The sequence below is a fragment of the Streptomyces sp. NPDC045998 genome (assembly GCF_056430285.1).
Genome location: NZ_JBWKLJ010000004.1, coordinates 64,379 through 83,395, shown reverse-complemented (window position 1 = coordinate 83,395; position 19,017 = coordinate 64,379). Strand labels below are relative to the sequence as shown.

The 19,017-nt window shown below is 73.2% G+C and carries 18 protein-coding genes; 14 read left to right on the top strand and 4 right to left on the bottom strand.

Annotation, left to right across the window (positions count from 1 at the left end):
- The first annotated feature begins 1 nt into the window (after position 1).
- The 4 genes from AC07FJ_RS13375 (at position 2) to AC07FJ_RS13360 (ending at position 2,112) form a co-directional block, all read left to right on the top strand.
- Positions 2-265 (top strand): type B 50S ribosomal protein L31, encoded by a 264-nt coding sequence (locus AC07FJ_RS13375; protein ID WP_479048495.1) that lies wholly within the window; start codon positions 2-4, stop codon positions 263-265.
- Positions 265-1,386 (top strand): CobW family GTP-binding protein, encoded by a 1,122-nt coding sequence (locus AC07FJ_RS13370; protein ID WP_361428619.1) that lies wholly within the window; start codon positions 265-267, stop codon positions 1,384-1,386. The genes AC07FJ_RS13375 and AC07FJ_RS13370 overlap by 1 nt, the downstream gene beginning before the upstream one ends.
- A 4-nt stretch (positions 1,387-1,390) precedes the next feature.
- Positions 1,391-1,639: a 30S ribosomal protein S18 gene (rpsR, locus tag AC07FJ_RS13365; protein WP_361428617.1), complete on the top strand. Its 249-nt coding sequence runs from the start codon at positions 1,391-1,393 to the stop codon at positions 1,637-1,639.
- Between the two features lie 233 nt (positions 1,640-1,872).
- A complete protein-coding gene (locus AC07FJ_RS13360) occupies positions 1,873-2,112 on the top strand; it encodes a DUF397 domain-containing protein (protein WP_355363110.1) in 240 nt (79 codons plus the stop codon).
- A 57-nt stretch (positions 2,113-2,169) separates the two neighbouring features.
- Here the strand turns inward: AC07FJ_RS13360 and AC07FJ_RS13355 are convergent, their stop codons facing one another.
- On the bottom strand, positions 2,170-2,721 hold the full coding sequence (locus AC07FJ_RS13355) for an ATP-binding protein (RefSeq protein WP_479048492.1): 552 nt from the start codon (positions 2,719-2,721) through the stop codon (positions 2,170-2,172).
- 309 nt (positions 2,722-3,030) lie between these two features.
- Here AC07FJ_RS13355 and AC07FJ_RS13350 point away from each other — a divergent pair, with 309 nt between their 5' ends.
- The 7 genes from AC07FJ_RS13350 to AC07FJ_RS13320 all read left to right on the top strand — a co-directional run bounded on the left by AC07FJ_RS13350 (position 3,031) and on the right by AC07FJ_RS13320 (position 8,815).
- On the top strand, positions 3,031-3,912 hold the full coding sequence (locus tag AC07FJ_RS13350) for a helix-turn-helix domain-containing protein (RefSeq protein ID WP_479048489.1): 882 nt from the start codon (positions 3,031-3,033) through the stop codon (positions 3,910-3,912).
- 103 nt (positions 3,913-4,015) lie between these two features.
- The gene (locus tag AC07FJ_RS13345) at positions 4,016-5,473 is read left to right on the top strand and encodes an aldehyde dehydrogenase family protein (RefSeq protein ID WP_479048487.1); all 1,458 of its coding nucleotides are present in this window, start codon (positions 4,016-4,018) and stop codon (positions 5,471-5,473) included.
- A 96-nt stretch (positions 5,474-5,569) separates the two neighbouring features.
- The gene (locus AC07FJ_RS13340; protein WP_479048485.1) at positions 5,570-6,109 is read left to right on the top strand and encodes a DinB family protein; all 540 of its coding nucleotides are present in this window, start codon (positions 5,570-5,572) and stop codon (positions 6,107-6,109) included.
- A gap of 54 nt (positions 6,110-6,163) precedes the next feature.
- Positions 6,164-6,790, top strand: a complete 627-nt coding sequence (locus AC07FJ_RS13335) for a PadR family transcriptional regulator (protein WP_479048482.1) — start codon at positions 6,164-6,166, stop codon at positions 6,788-6,790.
- Positions 6,791-6,824: 34 nt separating this feature from the next.
- Positions 6,825-7,583 carry a MerR family transcriptional regulator gene (locus AC07FJ_RS13330; RefSeq protein ID WP_479048480.1) on the top strand — a complete coding sequence of 253 codons (759 nt, stop codon included), beginning with the start codon at positions 6,825-6,827 and terminating at the stop codon, positions 7,581-7,583.
- A 154-nt stretch (positions 7,584-7,737) separates the two neighbouring features.
- Positions 7,738-8,007: a hypothetical protein gene (locus tag AC07FJ_RS13325; RefSeq protein ID WP_479048477.1), complete on the top strand. Its 270-nt coding sequence runs from the start codon at positions 7,738-7,740 to the stop codon at positions 8,005-8,007.
- Between the two features lie 103 nt (positions 8,008-8,110).
- Complete coding sequence (locus tag AC07FJ_RS13320) at positions 8,111-8,815, top strand: DedA family protein (RefSeq protein ID WP_479048475.1); 705 nt, start codon at positions 8,111-8,113, stop codon at positions 8,813-8,815.
- A 24-nt stretch (positions 8,816-8,839) separates the two neighbouring features.
- On the opposite strand, the gene AC07FJ_RS13315 is transcribed toward AC07FJ_RS13320, so the two are convergent.
- On the bottom strand, positions 8,840-13,252 hold the full coding sequence (locus AC07FJ_RS13315; protein ID WP_479048473.1) for a cation-translocating P-type ATPase: 4,413 nt from the start codon (positions 13,250-13,252) through the stop codon (positions 8,840-8,842).
- 232 nt (positions 13,253-13,484) lie between these two features.
- Here AC07FJ_RS13315 and AC07FJ_RS13310 point away from each other — a divergent pair, with 232 nt between their 5' ends.
- The gene (locus AC07FJ_RS13310; RefSeq protein WP_479048471.1) at positions 13,485-13,844 is read left to right on the top strand and encodes a hypothetical protein; all 360 of its coding nucleotides are present in this window, start codon (positions 13,485-13,487) and stop codon (positions 13,842-13,844) included.
- A 23-nt stretch (positions 13,845-13,867) separates the two neighbouring features.
- On the opposite strand, the gene AC07FJ_RS13305 is transcribed toward AC07FJ_RS13310, so the two are convergent.
- Positions 13,868-15,520 carry a threonine/serine exporter family protein gene (locus tag AC07FJ_RS13305; RefSeq protein ID WP_479048468.1) on the bottom strand — a complete coding sequence of 551 codons (1,653 nt, stop codon included), beginning with the start codon at positions 15,518-15,520 and terminating at the stop codon, positions 13,868-13,870.
- 127 nt (positions 15,521-15,647) lie between these two features.
- Positions 15,648-16,142 (bottom strand): inorganic diphosphatase, encoded by a 495-nt coding sequence (locus tag AC07FJ_RS13300; protein ID WP_031077398.1) that lies wholly within the window; start codon positions 16,140-16,142, stop codon positions 15,648-15,650.
- A 110-nt stretch (positions 16,143-16,252) separates the two neighbouring features.
- Between AC07FJ_RS13300 and dacB the strand changes: the two genes are divergently transcribed.
- Both dacB and AC07FJ_RS13290 read left to right on the top strand, forming a co-directional pair.
- The gene (gene dacB / locus AC07FJ_RS13295; RefSeq protein WP_479048465.1) at positions 16,253-17,707 is read left to right on the top strand and encodes a D-alanyl-D-alanine carboxypeptidase/D-alanyl-D-alanine endopeptidase; all 1,455 of its coding nucleotides are present in this window, start codon (positions 16,253-16,255) and stop codon (positions 17,705-17,707) included.
- A gap of 76 nt (positions 17,708-17,783) precedes the next feature.
- Positions 17,784-18,899: a zinc-dependent metalloprotease gene (locus AC07FJ_RS13290; RefSeq protein WP_479048463.1), complete on the top strand. Its 1,116-nt coding sequence runs from the start codon at positions 17,784-17,786 to the stop codon at positions 18,897-18,899.
- The last annotated feature ends 118 nt before the right edge of the window (positions 18,900-19,017 follow it).

Sequence of the window (19,017 nt, the reverse complement as noted above, 5' to 3'; positions counted from 1 at the left end):
GATGAAGCCCGGAATCCACCCCCCGTACGAGCACGTCGTCTTCCGTGACAAGGCCGGCGGCTTCGCCTTCCTGACCCGGTCGACCGCCACCAGCGACAAGACGGTCGAGTGGGAGGACGGCAACACCTACCCCGTCATCGACGTCGAGATCTCCTCCGCGAGCCACCCCTTCTACACGGGCCAGGCGCGCGTGCTGGACACGGCCGGGCGCGTGGAGAAGTTCCAGAAGCGCTACGGGGCCGACGGCCGCCGCGGGGCGCGCTGATGCTGTCCGTCGCGATCGTCGGCGGGCTGCACGCGGACGCCCGCGCCGCCGCCGTGGAGCGGCTGCTCGCCACCGTCCCCGGCAGCGTGGCGCTCCACCACGACCTGTCGACGGCGCCCGAGGGCACGGTGACGCGCACGGTCCGGGACGCCACCGGCGTGCTCTCGACGGGCGAGACGCCGCTGGTCAACGACTGCGCCTGCTGTGCGCTCCGCGAGGACCTGGTGCCGGAGCTGGAGCGGCTCGCGGACGCCGGGCTCACCCGGCTCGCGGTCGTCGAGCTGTGGGACTCGGTCGAGCCCAAGGCGATGGCCGAGGTGGTCGCGGCGGCCGGACTGCGCGTCACCTCCGTCATCACCGCCGTGGACCCGGCGCTCCTCCTGCCGTACCTCGGCAACGGCGACGACCTGATGGACGCGGGTCTCGCCGCGGCCGCCACCGACCAGCGCACCGTCGCCGACACCTGGGCGCGCCAGCTGGAGTACGCGCCCGTGCTCGCCGTCCTCGACAGCCCCGAGGCCGACGACGAGGACCGCGCGCTCCTCGCCCAGTTGCACCCGACCGCCCGCCGGGTCCCGGTGGAGGGCGACCTGGCGGCGGCCGCGCTGGGCGGCTTCGACGTGGAGGCCGCGGCGGCCGCGCAGCACCCGGCGTGCGCGCTGCTGCCGCAGGACGCGGACGCGCACGGCGTCGGTACGTACGTGTGGCGGCGGCGCCGGCCGTTCCACCCGGGGCGCCTGTACGCGGCGCTGGAGGACCTGTGCTGCGCGGCCGCCCGCAGCCGGGGGCGGTTCTGGCTGGCCGACCGGCCCGACACGCTGCTGGCCTGGGACGCGGCGGGCGGCGCGCTGTGCGTCGAGCCCGCCGGGCCGTGGCTCGCCTCGCTGCCCGACGCCGCCTGGGAGATGGTCCCGCCGGTGCGCCGGGCGGCGGCCGCGCTGGACTGGGACCCCGAGCACGGGGACCGCTGCCAGCACCTCGTCTTCACCTCGCCGGGCCTGGACCGCGAGGGGCTCGCCGAGCTCCTCGACTCCTGCCTGCTCACCGACGCGGAGTACGCCGCGGGCCGCGAGGCCTGGCAGCGGTTGCCGTCCGCCTTCGACTCCCTCCTGGAGGTCTGACCCCATGTCCCCCCGCCGCTCGGCCGCCGACCGCAAGCCCGCGAAGAACCGGCCGAACCCGCTGGACCGCGACGGCATCACGTACATCGACTACAAGGACACCGATCTGCTGCGGAAGTTCATCTCGGACCGCGGCAAGATCCGCAGCAGGCGTGTGACGCGCGTCTCGGCCCAGCAGCAGCGGATGCTGGCGCGGGCCGTCAAGAACGCCCGCGAGATGGCGCTGCTGCCGTACTCGTCGTCCTCGCGCTGACGTCCCGCCGCCCGCGTGACAGGCCCCCCGCCCATCGGCGGGGGGCCTTCGTGTGCGTACCGGGGCAGGTGCGGGAGCCGGAAAGGCCTTTCGCGCGTCTCTACTCCTGGACGGGGGCTGTAACGGAGGGGCCACCCGGCGTGCACGTGCATCTGCTCATGCAGTTGCACAGGAAAGAAAGCTATGATCGCGCATAGTTGACACCTGCACCATGTATCTCGGGGGAGCGTCCTGTGCACCACGTGTACAACGGCATGGCGGCCACAGAGCTTCACGGGGTCGTCTGGCAGAAGAGCAGGCACAGCAACTCGCAGGGCTCCTGCGTGGAGTTCGCCAAGCTGCCGGGAGGCGACGTCGCCGTACGCAATTCACGGCACCCGGACGGGCCCGCGCTGGTCTACACGCCGGCGGAGATAGAGGCGCTGTTGCTGGGTGTGAAGGACGGGGAGTTCGACCACCTGGTCGGCGGCTGAGGCGCGGCGGCCGAGCCGCCGCCCTCGTTGCGGTGCCGCCCTCGTTACGGCGGGTCGTTACGGCGCCGGGGTCGCGCCCGCGGCGCCCGCCCCGCCCGCCGGCGTGTCCGGGAGCCGGAACAGCGCCCAGACCACCTTCCCGCGCAGCGTCCCGGCCAGCGGGTGCCAGCCCCAGCTGTCGCTGAAGGACTCGACCAGGAGCAGGCCCCGGCCCGACTCGGCCGAGAAGTCCTCGGCGGACTCGCGCGCGGCGGGGCTGTCCGGGCTCGGGTCGCGGACCGCGCACACCAGCCGGCTCGCCCAGCGCATCAGGTGCAGCCGGACCGAGGGCGACTCGCCGGGGGAGACGGTGTCCCGGCCGGACGCGTCCGCGGGCAGCGCGTGCCGCAGCGCGTTGGTGACGAGTTCCGAGACGACGAGCGAGACGTCGTCGAAGCGGTCGCCCAGGTGCCACTGGTCGAGCGTCGCCCGGGTGAACTGGCGTGCGCCGCGCACCGCTTCGTAGCGGGCCGGCAGTGCGCAGGAGGCGGACGTGGAGACGGAAGCGGCATCGATCGGAGGAAGCCCCTGCCTTAACGGCTCGAGCATGGTCGATCCATTCGTCCCCATGCGAGGCACTCCCGGGATTCGCGGCTGTGGTGCGACAACACGAACGAGTACGCAGGTGCGCGGGGACCATGGTTCCGAATGCGACCACCTGATGCAAGGGCAGATGCACGTGCACGCGCCCGACCTGTCCACCCCCGTGACGGTTACTGGCCATATCTTCCGGCGACGGATTTCACTTCGGCGCTCGTCACGGGGGCTCCGCACGGTCAGGGCTTCGCCTATCAGTAATCGAATGAGTACACGCTGAAGCGTTTGGTGGCAGAATCCGGCATCTCGGGGCTCGGGGGTGCTCCGTCGTACACATCAGCGATGGGGAGGGTTGGAGACGTGACCGCAAGTGAATCGAGCGGTTCCGTGGTGCGGCGCATCCTGCTGGGCTCGCAGCTGCGACGGCTGCGCGAGTCGCGCGGCATCACCCGTGAGGCCGCCGGCTACTCGATCCGGGCGTCCGAATCAAAGATCAGCCGCATGGAGTTGGGACGGGTGAGCTTCAAGGCGAGGGATGTCGAGGACCTGCTCACCCTCTACGGGGTCACCGACGAGACCGAGCGGGAGTCGCTCCTCGGGCTCGCCCGCGAGGCCAACATGGCCGGCTGGTGGCACAGTTACGGCGACGTGCTGCCGGGCTGGTTCCAGACGTACATCGGACTGGAGAGCGCCGCCTCGCTCATCAGGATCTACGAGGTGCAGTTCGTGCACGGCCTGCTGCAGACCGAGGAGTACGCGCACGCCGTCGTCACGCGCGGCATGCCCGACGCCCCGCGCGCCGAGATCGACCGCCGGGTCGCGCTGCGCCTGGAGCGGCAGAAGATCCTCGTCTCCGAGCGGGCACCGCACTTTCACGCCGTTCTCGACGAGGCCGCCCTGCGCCGCCCGTACGGCGACCGCGCCGTGATGCGCGACCAGCTCAAGCACCTGATCGAGGTCTCGGAGCGGCCCAACGTCACCCTCCAGGTCATGCCGTTCAGCTTCGGCGGCCACGCGGGCGAGAGCGGCGCCTTCACCCTGCTGCGCTTCCCCGAGTCCGACCTCTCCGACATCGTCTACCTGGAGCAGCTGACGAGCGCGCTGTACCTCGACAAGCGCGAGGAGGTGGCCCAGTACGAGCGGGTCATGGGGCGGCTGCATCAGGACAGCCCGGGGCCGGAGGAGAGCCGGGATCTTCTCAGGGGTCTCCTCCAACTCACGTGACTCATCAGTACGATGACGACGCGTCAACGCAGCGGAACTGACCACCCCCTGAGCCTGCACGCCCGCACGCCTACGCGCCTGCCTGCCTGCCGGAAGGAATGGCATGTCGTACTTCACAGACCTGGCCCTGCAGTACATAGACGGTGAGTGGCGGGCCGGCGGCGGCTCGTGGGACATCATCGACTTCAACCCGTACAACGAGGAGAAGCTCGCCTCCATCACCGTCGCCACCGTCGACGAGATAGACCAGGCCTACCGCGCGGCCGAGCGGGCCCAGCGCGCGTGGGCCGACACCAACCCGTACACGCGCCGCGGTGTCTTCGAGCGGGCGCTGCGGATCATCGAGGAGCGCGAGGGCGAGATCACCGAGGCGATCATCGCCGAGCTCGGCGGCACGCGCACCAAGGCGGCCTTCGAGCTCCACCTCGCCAAGGAGTTCCTGCGCGAGGTGATCCACCTGGCGCTCGCCCCCGAGGGCCGCATCGTGCCGTCGCCGGTCGACGGCAAGGAGAACCGCCTCTACCGCGTCCCGGTCGGGGTCGTGGGCGTCATCAGCCCCTTCAACTTCCCCTTCCTGCTGTCGATCAAGTCCGTCGCCCCGGCCCTCGCGCTCGGCAACGCGGTCGTCCTCAAGCCGCACCAGAACACCCCGATCCTCGGCGGCACCCTGGTCGCGAAGGTCTTCGAGGACGCGGGCCTGCCGCCCGGCCTGCTCAACGTCGTGATCACCGACATCGCCGAGATCGGCGACGCGCTCATCGAGCACCCGGTGCCCAAGGTCATCTCCTTCACCGGTTCCGACCGGGTCGGCCGCCACGTCGCCACCGTCTGCGCCGCGAACTTCAAGCGGTCCGTCCTGGAGCTCGGCGGCAACAGCGCCCTCATCGTCCTGGACGACGCGGACGTCGACTACGCCGTGGACGCGGCGGTCTTCAGCCGCTTCGTGCACCAGGGGCAGGTCTGCATGGCCGCGAACCGGATCCTGGTGGACCGGTCGGTGGAGCGGGAGTTCACCGAGAAGTTCGTCGCCAAGGTGCGCACCCTCAGGGCCGGCGACCCGGCGGACCCGGCCACCCACCTCGGGCCGCTCATCAACTCCACGCAGGCGGAGGCGGTCTCCTCGCTCGTCGACCAGACCGTCGAGGCGGGTGCGACCGCGCTGGTGCGCGGCACCGTCGAGGGCAACGTCGTGGCGCCGACCGTCCTGACCGGCCTGCCGGCCGACTCCCCGGTCCTGAGCCAGGAGATCTTCGGCCCGGTGGCGATCCTCATCCCCTTCGACGGGGAGGAGGAGGCCGTACGGATCGCCAACGACACCCCGTACGGCCTGAGCGGCGCCGTCCACACGGGCGATGTGGAGCGCGGGGTGCGGCTCGCGCAGCGCGTCCACACCGGCATGATCCACATCAACGACGGCACCGTGCACGACGAGCCGATCGTGCCGTTCGGCGGCGAGAAGCACTCGGGCGTCGGGCGGCTGAACGGCGAGGCGACGGTGGACGCGTTCACCACGTACAAGTGGATCTCGATCCAGTACGGCCGCAGCCGGTTCCCGTTCTGAGTAGAGGACACGAACTGTCCTCAACCGACCGTAGTGTGACGGGTGTTGGAGGGGCGCAGCCGGCGCCCCTCCCCCTGGCCGGAAGGCGGACGGATCATGGTCACTCACGTTCCCGCGGAGGCTCACGGCGACGAGCGCGGCGCACTGCTCGCCTTCATCGAGGCGCAGCGCGGCGGGGTCCGGCGCGCGGTGCTCGGGCTGACCGAGGAGCAGGCGGCGTCCCGCCCCAGCGCCAGTGAGCTGTCGTTGTCGGGGCTGGTCAAGCACGTCGCGGAGGCGGAGCTGGCCTGGCTGCGGATGGCCCAGCAGGTGCCGAACGAACGGCAGCGCACCCAGGAGACCTGGGGGGACAGCTTCCGGCTGGTCGAGGACGAGTCCGTCGAGGACGTGCTGGCGTTCTGGGACCGGGTGGCGAAGGAGACCGAGGAGTTCCTGCGGACGGTGCCGAGCCTGGACGACACCTTCCCGCTGCCGGAGGCGCCCTGGTTCCCGAAGGACGGGCGGGTGTCGATGCGCTGGATGGCGCTGCACCTGGTGGAGGAGATCGCCCGGCACGCGGGTCACGCCGACATCATCCGGGAGTCGCTGGACGGGAAGACGGCGTTCGAGCTGGTGGACATGGAGCGCGAGGCGTAATCCCCGCGGCTCCGGCTGCGTAGCCTGGTCGAGGTCGACTAGGAGGTGTACGCGATGTCACCGATCCGGCTGCTCGTCCTCGGGGCCGTGCGCCAGCACGGGCGGGCGCACGGCTACCAGGTACGCAACGACCTGGAGTACTGGGGCGCCCACGAGTGGTCCCACGCCAAGCCCGGCTCGATCTACCACGCGCTCAAGCAGCTGGCGAAGCAGGGGATGCTGCGCGCGTACGAGACGGCGCCCAGCACGGCCGGCGGCCCGCCGCGCACCGAGTACGAGATCACCGAGAAGGGCACCGAGGAGTTCTTCGCGCTGCTGCGCGCGTCGCTGACCTCGTACGACCAGAAGACGGACGTCCTCTCCGCGGCGGTCGGCTTCATCGTCGACCTGCCGCGCGAGGAGGCGGTCGCGCTGCTGCGGCAGCGGCTGGCCGCCATCGAGCGCTGGAAGGCCGACGTCCTGGAGCGCTACACCCCGGAGGAGGGGCCCGAGGCGCTGGGCCACATCGGCGAGATCATGAACCTCTGGGTGCACTCGGCGGTCGCGGGGGCCGCGTGGACCCGCGGCCTGATCGAGCGGATCGAGCAGGGCGCGTACACCTTCGCGGGCGAGGGACCGCCCTTCATCGGCGTCCTCCCGGATCAGGACTTGCACCTCACGTCGCGTGAGCCCCGAGGCTGAGGGACGTACCGATTCAGCGAGGGAGCGGGAAGCGATGAGCTACTCCGTGGGACAGGTCGCCGGTTTCGCCGGGGTGACGGTGCGCACGCTGCACCACTACGACGAGATCGGGCTGCTCTCCCCGAGCGGCCGCAGCCACGCGGGGCACCGGCGTTACGACGACGCCGACCTCGACCGGCTGCAGCAGATCATGTTCTACCGGGAGCTGGGCTTCCCGCTCGAGCAGGTCGCGGCCCTCCTCGACGACCCCGACGCGGACCCGCGGGAGCACCTGCGGCGCCAGCACGAGCTGCTGACCGCGCGGATCGCCGAGCTGACGAGGATGGCCGAGGCCGTCGAGCACGCCATGGAGGCGAGGAAGATGGGCATCAACCTCACGCCCGAGGAGAAGTTCGAGGTCTTCGGGGACCACGATCCGGAGCAGTACGCCGAGGAGGTCGAGCAGCGCTGGGGCGACACGGACGCGTACCGCGAGTCGCAGCGCCGCGCCGCCCGCTACACCAAGGCGGACTGGCAGCGCATGCAGGACGAGAACGCCGACTGGGGCGCCCGCTACCAGGCCCTGATGGCGGAGGGCGAGCCGCCGACGGGTGAGCGCGCGATGGACCTGGCGGAGGAGCACCGGCGGCAGATCGAGCGGTGGCACTACGCGTGCTCGCACGAGATGCACCAGTGCCTGGCGGAGATGTACGTCACGGACGAGCGGTTCACGGCCTACTTCGACGCCATGACGCCGGGCTTCGCGGCCCACCTCCGCGAGGCCATCGTGGCGAACGCCGCCCGGCAGGGGTGACCCGTCACGCGCGCCCGCGGCCGGCCGTCGCGGGCGCGCGTGACGACCCACCGGCGAGAGGCGGGGCAACAACCGGAATGGCTTCCTCCGTTTTGGGCACCTCGTCGGCTACGGCCATCGGTACCACCCTCGGTACCGCCGGAAAGGAGTCACCATGGTCATCAGGAAGCTGCACGACATGGGCGTACGCAGCGAACACGCCTACCTGGCCGCCTTCGCCTCCATCGGCCTCTCCGTCGCCAGCTGGGCCGCGTCCCTCAACATGGAGCCCGGGACGGGGCTCGCCCGCGCCGACCGGTGGGGCATATTCGTCGGTGAATGGGCACCCACCTTCTTCGGCCTCGGCCTCGCCCTCTCCCACTACGAGCAGCACGACGGCACCCTGATCGTCGACACCCGGGAGTACCGCGAGCAGTCCGTGTAGGCGCGGGAGCGACCTTGGGGGGGCGGTGGAACCGGGACGGGGGCCGGAAGCGTTGATAGCTTTGGGCAGCCGTCCCGCCCACCGACCCAGGAGCCCCGGAACCGTGAATACGCTTGCGCTCGGACCGAGCTGGCTGGACCCGGACTATTTGATCCAGACCTTCGGTCTGATCGGCGTCCTGGTCATCGTCTTCGCCGAGTCCGGCCTTCTCATCGGCTTCTTCCTGCCGGGTGACTCCCTGCTGTTCACCACCGGCCTGCTGGTGACCACCGGCAAGCTCGACACCCCGCTGTGGCTGGTGTGCACGCTCATCGTGGCCGCCGCCATCATCGGCGACCAGGTGGGATACCTCTTCGGCCGCAAGGTCGGCCCCGCGCTCTTCAAGCGGCCCGACTCCCGGCTCTTCAAGCAGGAGAACGTCGAGAAGGCGCACGAGTTCTTCGAGAAGCACGGCCCCAAGTCGCTGATCCTGGCCCGCTTCGTGCCGATCGTGCGGACGTTCACGCCGATCATCGCCGGTGTGAGCCGGATGAACTACCGCTCGTTCATCACCTTCAACATCATCGGCGGCGTCCTGTGGGGCGCCGGTGTGACGCTCCTCGGCGCCTCCCTCGGCAAGATCGAGTTCGTGCACCAGCACATCGAGAAGATCCTCGTGCTGATCGTGCTGATCTCGGTCGTCCCGATCGTCATCGAGTACCTGCGGGCCCGCTCCCAGGGCAAGAAGGCCCGCAACGAGCAGGCCGTCGCCGACGGGCAGGAGGGCGCCCTGCCCCCGGCCCCGCGCGGCCGCCACGCCAAGCGCTGACCCCGCCGGCGCGGCGCCGGGGCCTCACCGCTCCCGTACGAGCGGGGCCAGCACCATCCCCAGCGCCGTCGCCGTGGCGATCGCGCTCAGCGCGATGCCCCAGGCGACCGGCCCCAGCGGCGTACAGCCGAAGAACTGGCTCACGCCCGGCGTCTGGATGACGGCGGCCAGCACCGCCGCCGACCCCAGGCTCGCCGCCAGCACGTTCCGGTCGAGCCCGCCCGTCGCGAGCGTCTGCGCCAGCTGCGTACCGACGACCGCGGCCAGCGCGACCGTACTGGCCCGCTTCCCGCGCCCGGTGAGGCGGGCCCCGGTCCACGCCAGCCCCGCGCCGGTCGCGGTGATGGCCCCGCGCAGCAGCATCTCGTTGGTCAGGGCGCTGCCGAGCGAGCGGCTCGGCCCCTCCGACATCAGGCGCTCGGCGTTCTGGCCGGCGGGTTCGCGCACCGCGATGGCCAGCGAGGGCGCCAGGTCGGTCAGCAGGTTCACGAGCATGATCTGGCGGGCGTTCAGCGGCGTGGAGCCGGTCAGCGTGGAGATCAGCACGCTGAAGGTGACCTCGCCGAGGTTGCCGCCGATGAGGATGCCGAGCGCGGCCCGGACCGACGCCCACATGGCGCGGCCCTCCATCAGCGCCTCGACGATCGTCTCCAGCCGGTCGTCGCCCACCACCAGGTCCGCGGCGGCGGTCGCGGCGGGCGTGCCGCGCCGCCCCAGCGCGATGCCGATGTCGGCGAGCCGGATGGCGGGCGCGTCGTTCGCGCCGTCGCCGGTCATCGCGACGACCCGCCCCACCCGCTGGTAGGCCTGGACGATCCGCACCTTGTGGTGCGGGCTGCACCGCGCGATGACGTCCACCGTGGGCAGCAGCTCGTCGAGCGCGTCGTCGTCGAGCTCGTCCAGCTCGGCGCCGGTGCAGACCTTCGGGTCGGTGACGTCGCTGATCGTGGACGCGATGGCGTCGGCGGTGGCCGGGTGGTCGCCGGTCAGCATCACCGTGTGCACGCCCGCCTCCCGCAGCCGCGCCGTCGCGGGCGCGGCCCCGGCCCGTACCGGGTCCGCCAGCGTGAGGAAGCCGAGGAACACGAGCTCCCGCACGCTGTCGTCGGTGAGGTCCTCGTCCTCGCCCATCCGCCGCTCCGCCACCGCGAGCACCCGCCGCCCGGCGCCCGCGAGCTGCTCCGCCTCGGCGGTCAGCGCCGCGTGCCCCGCCTCGTCGAGCGGGCTCTCGCCGTCCGGGCCGCGGCGGCGGTCGCACCGCTCCAGGACGTTCTCGGGCGCGCCCTTCACGCTGAGCAGCAGGCCGTGCGTGGTCCGGCCCGTGGTCGCGTGGTACGCCCGCGACGGCTCGAACGGCAGCGTGTCCTGCCGCCGCCAGCGCGCGGCCCCGTGCCGTACGGTCACCTTCCCGGTGCGCGCGCCGGCCGTCACGGCGCGGTCGGTCTGGTGGGCCATCGGCTCGGACTGCCGGGCGGGCGGGGTGGCCCGCAGCGCGGCGGCGAGGACGTCCTTGCGCCGGGCGTCCAGCCGGTCCGGCGCCAGGGTGCTCTCGCCGTCGCTGACGCCCGCCAGCTGGAGCTTGCCCTCCGTGAGCGTGCCAGTCTTGTCGAAGCACAGCACGTCGGCGCGGCCGAGCGCCTCGATGGTGCGCGGGTTGCGCACCAGCGCCCCGACGTCCGCGAGCCGCCGCGCCGCGGCCAGCTGGGCGGCGTTCACCAGGAAGGGCAGCCCCTCCGGTACGGAGGCGACGGCGAGGTTCACGGCGGAGGCGAGGTTGTCCGCGAGCGGCCGCCCGTGCACCAGGCCCGCCGCCGCGACCGCGGTCGCCGACCCGAGCGCGATGGGCAGGCTCGTACGGGTGAGGGAGGCGAGCCGCGCCTCCACGCCGGTCTCGGGGGCGGCCTGCCGCGCGGTGGCGAGGCTGCGCCCCACCTCGGTGCTGGAGCCGGTCGCGACCACGACCGCCACGCCCCGCCCGGAGGAGACGGTGGTGCCCTCGTAGACCATGGAACGGCGGCCGGTGAGGTCCGTGGCGACCACCGGTGCCGGGTCCTTGTGGACCGCGAGCGACTCACCGGTCAGCGACGACTCGTCGACCTCCAGCCCCTCGGCCTCCAGCAGCCGGCAGTCCGCCGGTACGACGTCCTCGGGCCGCAGCAGGATGACGTCGCCCTCCACCAGGTCACCGGCGGTCACCAGCCGCTCCTTGCCGCCGCGGCGTACGCGCGCGCCGATCGCGGAGCGGCGGAACAGCTCGGCGAGGGCGCGCTCGGTCCGCACCCGCTGGAAGCCGCCGATCAGGGCGGAGGTGCCGGTGATGGCGGCCACCAGCATGGCGTCGGTGCGCGAGCCGACGGCGGTGGCGAGCGCGGCGCCACCGGCGAGGACCGGCGTCAGCGGGTTGGACAGTTCCTCGATGAAGGCCGACGGGAGGGTCAGGCGCGCGGGCTCGTTGCCGCCGCGCGGACCGCCGCTGCGGTCGGCCGCCTCGTCGGGCTCAAGTCCCTCGGTGGTGGTGTTCAGCCGCTCCAGGACCCGCTCGGTGGGCATCAGGTGCCACGGCACGGTGGTCACGGGGGGCGCGAGGGGCCGGGAGAGCAGCTGGTGGGCGCGCCAGCTCCCGAGGCAGAACGCCACGCTCGCGGCCGTGGTGCCGGCCGTCATGCCCCGCGCGGTGGCCTGCGCGGGCGGCCCCTGCAGCGCGGCGACCGCGCCGACGCCGCTGCCGCCGGCGGCGAGCACGGCGCTGTCGCGGTCCACCCGCGCGGCCATGCCGACGGCGTCCACGATGATCCCGGCCGATTCGAGGTCGGATCCGACGATCAGGTGCGCGCCCCAGGCGGGCGGCTCGCCGTCCCGGTGCACGCCGACGCCGCAGTCGGCGGCCCCGAGCGCGCGCCGGTTGCCGGAGACCAGCAGCACGACCGCGCCGTCGGCCTGGAGGCCGCGTACGGACGCCACCAGGCGCTTGCCCGCCGGGACCACGGCGTCGGCGAAGGTGAACGCCGGTGCCTCGCGGTCGGTGGCCAGCACCACCCGGGCGCCCGCCCGGCGGGCCGCCGCCGCGACCGCCTCGGCGCCGGGCGCCGTCTGCGTACCGAGCCCGGCGACCGCCTGGAGGCGGCGGCCCTTGGCCAGGCCCAGCGTGCGCTCGGCGCCCCGGCGGCGCAGCCGGGCGTCGGCCTGCCTGCCGGTACGGCCGGTGAGGTCGAGTTCGTCCAGCGGGCCCAGCACCCAGCCGTCGTCGTCGCGTACGGCCTTGAGCGGCGCGTCCGCGTCGAAGAGCGCGAACAGCCGCCCGGCCGTCGCCTCCGGGTCCGCGCCGCTGAGCAGCTCCAGGTCGACCGGCTCGTACTGTTCGCTGCGCAGGGCGTCCTCCTCCAGGACGACGGTGTCCACCTGGCCGAGCCGCCGCAGGGCGCTGCGGTCCATGGTGACCACGCCCCGCAGCGCCAGGGCCCGGCCCAGGCTGGTCGCGAAGCCCTCGCGCCCGGCCTCCGGCGCCTTCGGCACGGCGGAGAGCGCGACGGCCAGCCCCCGGCGCAGCCCGGCGAACGGCACCGTGAGCGCTCCGGCCGCCAGCCCGGCGATCATGGCCCGCTCGGCGTACCGGTCGACCGAGTCCTTGGGCGTCGGGCCGGCGCGGTCCACGACGAGCGGATCCGCCTGCGCGTCCTCCGGGCCCCGGACCAGGTCCGGTTCGGCGTCGGCCCACGCCTTGCGCTCGGCGGTGGCCTCCCGCCACTGGGCGACCCGCTCGAAGACATCCAGGGCGAGCCCGCCGCCCCGGGTGGCGACGCCCTGCGCCAGGGCGCTCACCACGGGCAGGACGGACTCGGCCTGTTCGGGACTGCTGAGGTCGGCGACCAGGTGGCGCAGCTTCGGGTGGTGCTGGAGGGCGCCGAAGACGGCCGCCACCTCGGGCGGCAGCCGGATCCAGGGCGTGAGCTGCCGTACGGCGGCGATGCCGAGCCCCACGGTGTCCGCCGCCAGGGCGGGGACCGACTGGCGGGTCCGGGGGCCCTCGCTGGGGTGGTGCGGTTCGGGGCACCACTCGTCGAACTCCTCCGGGTGCGTGTCGCCCTCCGCCTGTTTGACCAGCGCGACCAGCTCGCGCTCGGCGGGCGGCGGCGCGGAGACGGCCACGACCACGCGCTCGGAGGGGGCGTTCACCCGCGCCCACAGGACGCCGGGGTGGCCCTCCAGGGCCCGCTCCACCCGGGCGGCGACCCGCTCGCCGCCGACGCCGTGCACCCCGTGGACCTCGATGTAGCAGCGGCCGGGCCGCCACCACACGTCGCGCTGCGGCAGGCCGATCAGCCGGCCGGCGACATCGGCGGCACCGCGGACCCCGGCGGCGACTCCGTACGTCACACCCGACGCCACCGGCGCGAGCAGACCGGGGGACCACAGGTGCGGGCTGGGCAACGGTGACATGGGCAGTGCCTCCGGTCCGTTAGGTCCGTCCGTCATTCCGATTCAACCGTCCCGAAATGGCTACCCTAAATATAGACAAACTGCCCATACCAGAAGTGTGGATGTGAGACCTGTGGCCACATCTTCAACGCCTCGTAAGCGCTCTTCCTCGACGAAGTCCGGTACGACGAAGTCCGCCGGTGCGACGAAATCCGCCACGGCGAAGTCGCGCTCGACCGCACGCGCCAAGAAGGTGGCCGCGGAACCCCCCAAGGAGCGGCAGACCGCCACCGAGGCGCCCGAGACGCCCGCGAAGACCTCGGCCGGCGGCGGTGGCGGGCGCACGGTCACCTTCACCGTGCCGTCGATGCCGTCCTTCGACCGCGTCGCGAGCGGCGCCGCCAACGCGGCCATGCTCCCGGTGGCGGTCGCCCGCCAGGTCCTCCCCGCCAAGCGGGGCCTCCCGGTCTACGTGGGCCTCGGCGTGCTCGGCGTGGCGGACGTCCTCGAATGGCCGGTCGCCATCGGCCTCGGCGTCGGGTACGCCGTCCTGCGCCGCACCGGCGTGATGCCCCAGGGGAGCCCGGGCTTCCAGAAGCCGCGCGCGGCCTGAGGCCCCCCGAGGGGGATCCGGGGTCAGAAGCCGCGCGTCCGCTTCGCCGCGCGCCGGGCCGCCGCCGACCCCGGCGCGCGGATGAACATGCGCGCCATCTCGCCCCCGAGGTTCACCCCGATCGCGATCGCCAGCGCGAGCGCCGCCGCCCGCGCCAGCGACGCGAAGCCGGCGTCCAGGTTGTTCTGCGCGATGTTGAGCACGCCCAGGTACGTCGCGGAGCCCGGCAGCAGTGGCCCGATCGCGGCCGTCACGTACGGCATCGACGAGGTGTGCTCGTACCGCGCGAACAGCTGCCCGAAGAGGCCCACCAGCCCCGCCGCGACCGCCGTCGCGAGGACCGTCGGCCCGTCCGCGGTCACCGCGATCGACGCGTACACCACCCACGCGACACCGCCGTTGAGCGCCACGAAGAGCACGGTGGAACGATCCTGCTGCAGCAGCACCGCGAAGGTCACCGACAGCAGCACCGCCGCCAGGATCTGCGTCCACGGCCGCTCCACCGCCTGGAGCGCCCCCTCGGGGTTCAGCTTCGCCTGGAAGAACTGCACGCCCACGTACAGCACGGTCAGCACGCCCACCACGATGGCGACGAAGAAGTACGCCACCTCCAGCAGCCGCGCCGAGGCGGTGATGTAGAAGCCGGTCAGGCCGTCCTGGACGGCCGCCACCAGCGCCCGCCCCGGGATCAGCGCGAACAGCCCACCGGTGATCACGGCGTTCGGCTGGAGCCCCGCGTGCAGCAGGCTCACCACCACACCCAGCGCCGCCGGCGGCACCGCCGCCACCGCGAACTGGTAGAACTCCGGCAGCCCGCGCCCCGCGCACAGCCACGCCAGCCGGTCGCCGAGCATCGCGCCCGCCGCCGCCACCGCGAAGACGGCCATGTCACCGCCGAGCAGCATCGACGCCGCCCCGGCCAGCAGCCCCGCCGCCAGCGTCAGGACCCACCCCGGATACGGGTGCCGGTTGCGCCGGATCTCCGCGAGGCGCCGGTAGGCCTCCTCCAGCGTGACGTCGTAGTCCTCGGCGTTGATGTCGGCGACGAGCGCGTACACCGCCGCCAGCCGCGTGTAGTCGGTGCCGCGCCGCCGCACGGTCCGGTTCGCCGTCACCGGGTCGTCCACCAGCGAGGGCTGGTACGTGATCGTCAGCAGCGTGAAGGTCACGGTCGGCTCGCAGCGGTCGAGACCGTACGCCCGGCCGATCGCGAACATCGCCGCCTCGACGTCCTCCGCGCCCTCGCCGCCCGCGAGCAGCAGCTCGCCGATGCGCAGCGTCAGGTCGAGCACGCGCGGTACCGCCGGGCGGACCTCCTCGTGCCGCTGCGCCGTCTCCGGCACCGGCCGCTCGCTCACCGGCATCCGCAGCATGGTGCGCATCCGGTCCTGCCAGGGCGCGTCCCGCGCCAGCTTCACCTCCGGGAAGCCGTGTGCGGGGGTGAACGCGGGCGGCGAGTGCTTCGCCCCGTACGTGGAGGGCGGGGCGAACGCGGAGCCCTCCGGCTCCGCCGGCGTCTCCGGCGCCAGGCCCTGCGGAACGGCGAACTCCGAGGTCGGCTGGTCCTCCTCGGGCACGACGGGCTGCTCCACCCCCGGTGGCGGAGTGAAGGCGCTGCGCGCCTCGTCCGACTGAGGCTTCCGGTCCTCCGGAACACCCGCTTCCTCCGCCGCCACAGCCCTGTCCCTCACTCCCATCCGACCCGTCTGCCCAGTATGCGCATGAGCAAGGGCGCGAACGCACGATGGGCGGCGCACCCGTGAAGGTGCACCGCCCGTGCGCGTACCGCGTGGGGTACGGGGCTCAGTGAGCGCCGCCCTGCGCCTCCAGGCGCTTGATGGAGGCCTCGATCTCGGCCTCGGCCTCGGCGCGGCCGACCCAGTTGGCGCCCTCGACCGACTTGCCGGGCTCCAGGTCCTTGTAGACCTCGAAGAAGTGCTGGATCTCCAGGCGGTCGAACTCGGACACGTGGTGGATGTCCCGCAGGTGCTCCATGCGCGGGTCGGAGGCCGGCACGCACAGCAGCTTGTCGTCGCCGCCCGCCTCGTCCGTCATGCGGAACATGCCGATGGCGCGGCACTTGACCAGGACACCCGGGAAGGTCGGCTCGTCCAGGATGACCAGCGCGTCCAGCGGGTCGCCGTCCTCGCCGAGGGTGCCCTCGACGAAGCCGTAGTCGGCCGGGTAGACGGTCGACGTGAAGAGGTGGCGGTCCAGTCGGATACGACCGGTCTCGTGGTCCACCTCGTACTTGTTCCGCGACCCCTTCGGGATCTCGATGGTGACGTCGAACTCCACGGGTGGCTCCTCCAAGATCAACACAAAGCGGGGGTGCCGTGCTCACGGCACAGCTCAGTGATTAAGTGTCCCTCACGCTACTGAGTGCTTGCGAAAGGGGCTGGTCGGCCGTGCCGGAGCCGAAGGTCTTGCAGCTCGCCGCCGGCTCGGCCCTGCTCGGCCTCGTCCTCTCGGCCGGCGCGGCGGGCCTCGCCGGTCCCTGGGACTCGGGTCAGCGTACGGCGGAGCGCGCCCGCGCCGCCGCCGGGGCCCGCGCGGGTGGCGCAGATCACGGTGCGGCCGCCCCCGGAGGCCCGGCCGCCCGCCCGGACCACGCCGACCGGCCCGAGGCCCCCGCGCCCGCCCCGAGCGCCCCCGGCGTCCTCACCGCCCTCGCGGTCCCGGCCGCGCGCGACAAGGGCGCCGCCCTGCCGCCCGCCACCGCGCGCACCGCCCTCGCGGCCGCCCTGGAGCCGCTGCTCGCCTCCCCGGACCTGGGGCCGCTGCGTACGGCGGCGGTCGTGGACGTCGCCACCGGGGAGCAGCTGTACGGGAACGGGGCCGTGGCCCCGATGACGCCCGCCTCCACCGTCAAGATCGCCACCGCGGCCGCCGCGCTCTCCGCCCTCGGCCCGGACCACCGCATCCCCACCACCGTGGTCGCCTCGCAGGACTTCCGGACCGTCACCCTGGTCGGCGGCGGCGACCCGACGCTCGACGCGAAACGGCTCGGCGCCCTCGCGCGGGACACCGCCCGCGCCCTGCGTGACCGCGGCATCACCACCGTCCGGCTCACCTACGACACCTCCCTCTACTCCGGCCCGGAGCGCCACCCCATCGGCGTCAACGACAACATCGCCGCGGTGACGCCTCTGATGACGGACGAGGGCCGGGCCGAGGGCGCCACCGCCACCGGCCCCGCGCCCCGCTCCGCCGACCCGGCGGGGGACACCGCCCGCGCCTTCGCCGGGCTCCTCGCCGACCTGGACGTCACCGGTGAGGGGGCACCCGCCCGCGCCAAGGCGCCCAAGAAGGCCACCCCGGTCGCGAAGACCTACTCCCGGCCGCTCGCCGCGCTGGTCGAGCACACCCTGACCCACAGCGACAACGACCTCGCCGAGGCCCTCGCCCGCCACACCGCCCTCGCCACCGGAAAGCCCGCCAGCTTCGACGGCGCCGGCCGCGCCGTCCGCGAGCGGCTCGACAAGCTCGGCGTCCCGCTCGCGGGCGCGCGGTTCGCCGACGGCAGCGGCCTCGACCGGCGCGACAAGGTCTCCGCCGCGCTCCTGACCGCCCTCCTCTCCCGCGCCGCCGACCCCACCCGCCCCGAGCTGCGCCCCGTCCTCACGGGCCTCCCGGTCGGCGGCTTCAGCGGCACCCTGAAGGACCGTTACGCCGACGGCTCCCCGGGCGCCGGGCTGATCCGCGCCAAGACCGGCACCCTGACCGGCGTGAACTCCCTCGCCGGGACGGTGGTGACCGCGAACGGACGACTCCTCGCCTTCGCGTTTCTCGCCGGCGAGACCCCGTCCGCGCACGCCGCCCAGCCCGCCCTGGACCGCCTCGCCGCCGCGCTGACCCGCTGACGGGTCCGGCGAGCGGCTCGGAAGGGTGCCGTCCCATCCCTCACCCTCCACGCGGCCGAGCACGTACGGTTGACGCATGACGAGCATCGGTGGTGCGGAGATGGTCGACTGGAACCTCGCGGTGGCGACCGCGACCCGGCTGGTACGCCCCGGGCCCGAGGTGAGCCGCGAGGAGGCGCGGGCGGTCGTCGCCGAGCTGCGGCGGCACGCGAAGGCGTCGGAGGAGCACGTCCGGGCGTACACCCGGATGATCCCCGAGGGCCACCGGCCGGAGGACACCCCGATCCTGGTCGTCGACCGGCCGGGCTGGATCAGGGCGAACGTCGCGGGCTTCCGCGAACTGCTCAAACCCCTGCTGGAGAAGATGCGGGAGCGCCGCTCCACCTCTCCGGGCGGGGCCGTGCTGGGCGCGGTGGGCGGCAAGGTGACCGGCGTCGAGCTCGGCATGCTGCTGTCGTTCCTGGCCTCCCGGGTGCTCGGCCAGTACGAGACCTTCGCCCCGGCCACGCGCGAGCTGCCCGCGGGGGAGAACGGCGGCGGGCGGCTGCTGCTCGTCGCGCCGAACATCGTCCACGTCGAGCGCGAGCTGGACGTGGCCCCGCACGACTTCCGGCTCTGGGTGAGCCTGCACGAGGAGACCCACCGCACGCAGTTCACCGGCGTGCCGTGGCTGCGCGACCATCTGCAGGGCGAGATCCAGTCATTCCTGAACGCCACCGACGTCGATCCGGCCACCGTGCTGGAGCGGCTGCGCGAGGCCGCCCAGACGCTCGTGGGGGCCCGCCCCGAGGGCGAGGAGGACGAGGGCCGCTCCCTGGTCGAGCTCGTCCAGACGCCCGAGCAGCGCGAGATCCTGGGTCGGCTGACGGCCGTCATGTCGCTCCTCGAAGGGCACGCGGACTACGTGATGGACGGCGTCGGGCCGCAGGTCGTGCCGTCGGTGGCCGAGATCCGCGAGAAGTTCCAGCAGCGCCGGGCGCGCGGCGCGTCCCGGCTCGACCTGGCCCTGCGCAAACTGCTCGGCCTGGACGCCAAGCTGCGCCAGTACCGGGACGGCGAGAAGTTCGTCCGGGCGGTGGTGGGCGAGGTCGGCATGGACGGCTTCAACCGGGTGTGGACCTCCCCGAACACCCTCCCCACCAAGGCGGAGATCGCCGCACCGGCGGACTGGGTCGCGCGGGTGCACCGTTAACGGCGGCGAGCAGAGGGAGCACCGTAAAGGAGAGTGACGAGTCCGATCCGGCCGACGGCAGAAGAACGCCCCTCCAATCACCCATCCGAGGGACCGTGGGCGGTGGGTAGGCGTGCGA

Excerpts from the sequence above, each read along its gene's own strand:
- AC07FJ_RS13375 (WP_479048495.1), top strand. The coding sequence starts at position 2 with ATGAAGCCCGGAATCCACCCCCCGTACGAGCACGTCGTCTTCCGTGAC.
- AC07FJ_RS13370 (WP_361428619.1), top strand. The coding sequence starts at position 265 with ATGCTGTCCGTCGCGATCGTCGGCGGGCTGCACGCGGACGCCCGCGCC.
- rpsR (WP_361428617.1), top strand. The coding sequence starts at position 1,391 with ATGTCCCCCCGCCGCTCGGCCGCCGACCGCAAGCCCGCGAAGAACCGG.
- AC07FJ_RS13355 (WP_479048492.1), bottom strand. The coding sequence starts at position 2,721 with ATGGGGACGAATGGATCGACCATGCTCGAGCCGTTAAGGCAGGGGCTT.
- AC07FJ_RS13350 (WP_479048489.1), top strand. The coding sequence starts at position 3,031 with ATGGGGAGGGTTGGAGACGTGACCGCAAGTGAATCGAGCGGTTCCGTG.
- AC07FJ_RS13345 (WP_479048487.1), top strand. The coding sequence starts at position 4,016 with ATGTCGTACTTCACAGACCTGGCCCTGCAGTACATAGACGGTGAGTGG.
- AC07FJ_RS13340 (WP_479048485.1), top strand. The coding sequence starts at position 5,570 with ATGGTCACTCACGTTCCCGCGGAGGCTCACGGCGACGAGCGCGGCGCA.
- AC07FJ_RS13335 (WP_479048482.1), top strand. The coding sequence starts at position 6,164 with ATGTCACCGATCCGGCTGCTCGTCCTCGGGGCCGTGCGCCAGCACGGG.
- AC07FJ_RS13330 (WP_479048480.1), top strand. The coding sequence starts at position 6,825 with ATGAGCTACTCCGTGGGACAGGTCGCCGGTTTCGCCGGGGTGACGGTG.
- AC07FJ_RS13325 (WP_479048477.1), top strand. The coding sequence starts at position 7,738 with ATGGTCATCAGGAAGCTGCACGACATGGGCGTACGCAGCGAACACGCC.
- AC07FJ_RS13315 (WP_479048473.1), bottom strand. The coding sequence starts at position 13,252 with ATGTCACCGTTGCCCAGCCCGCACCTGTGGTCCCCCGGTCTGCTCGCG.
- AC07FJ_RS13290 (WP_479048463.1), top strand. The coding sequence starts at position 17,784 with ATGACGAGCATCGGTGGTGCGGAGATGGTCGACTGGAACCTCGCGGTG.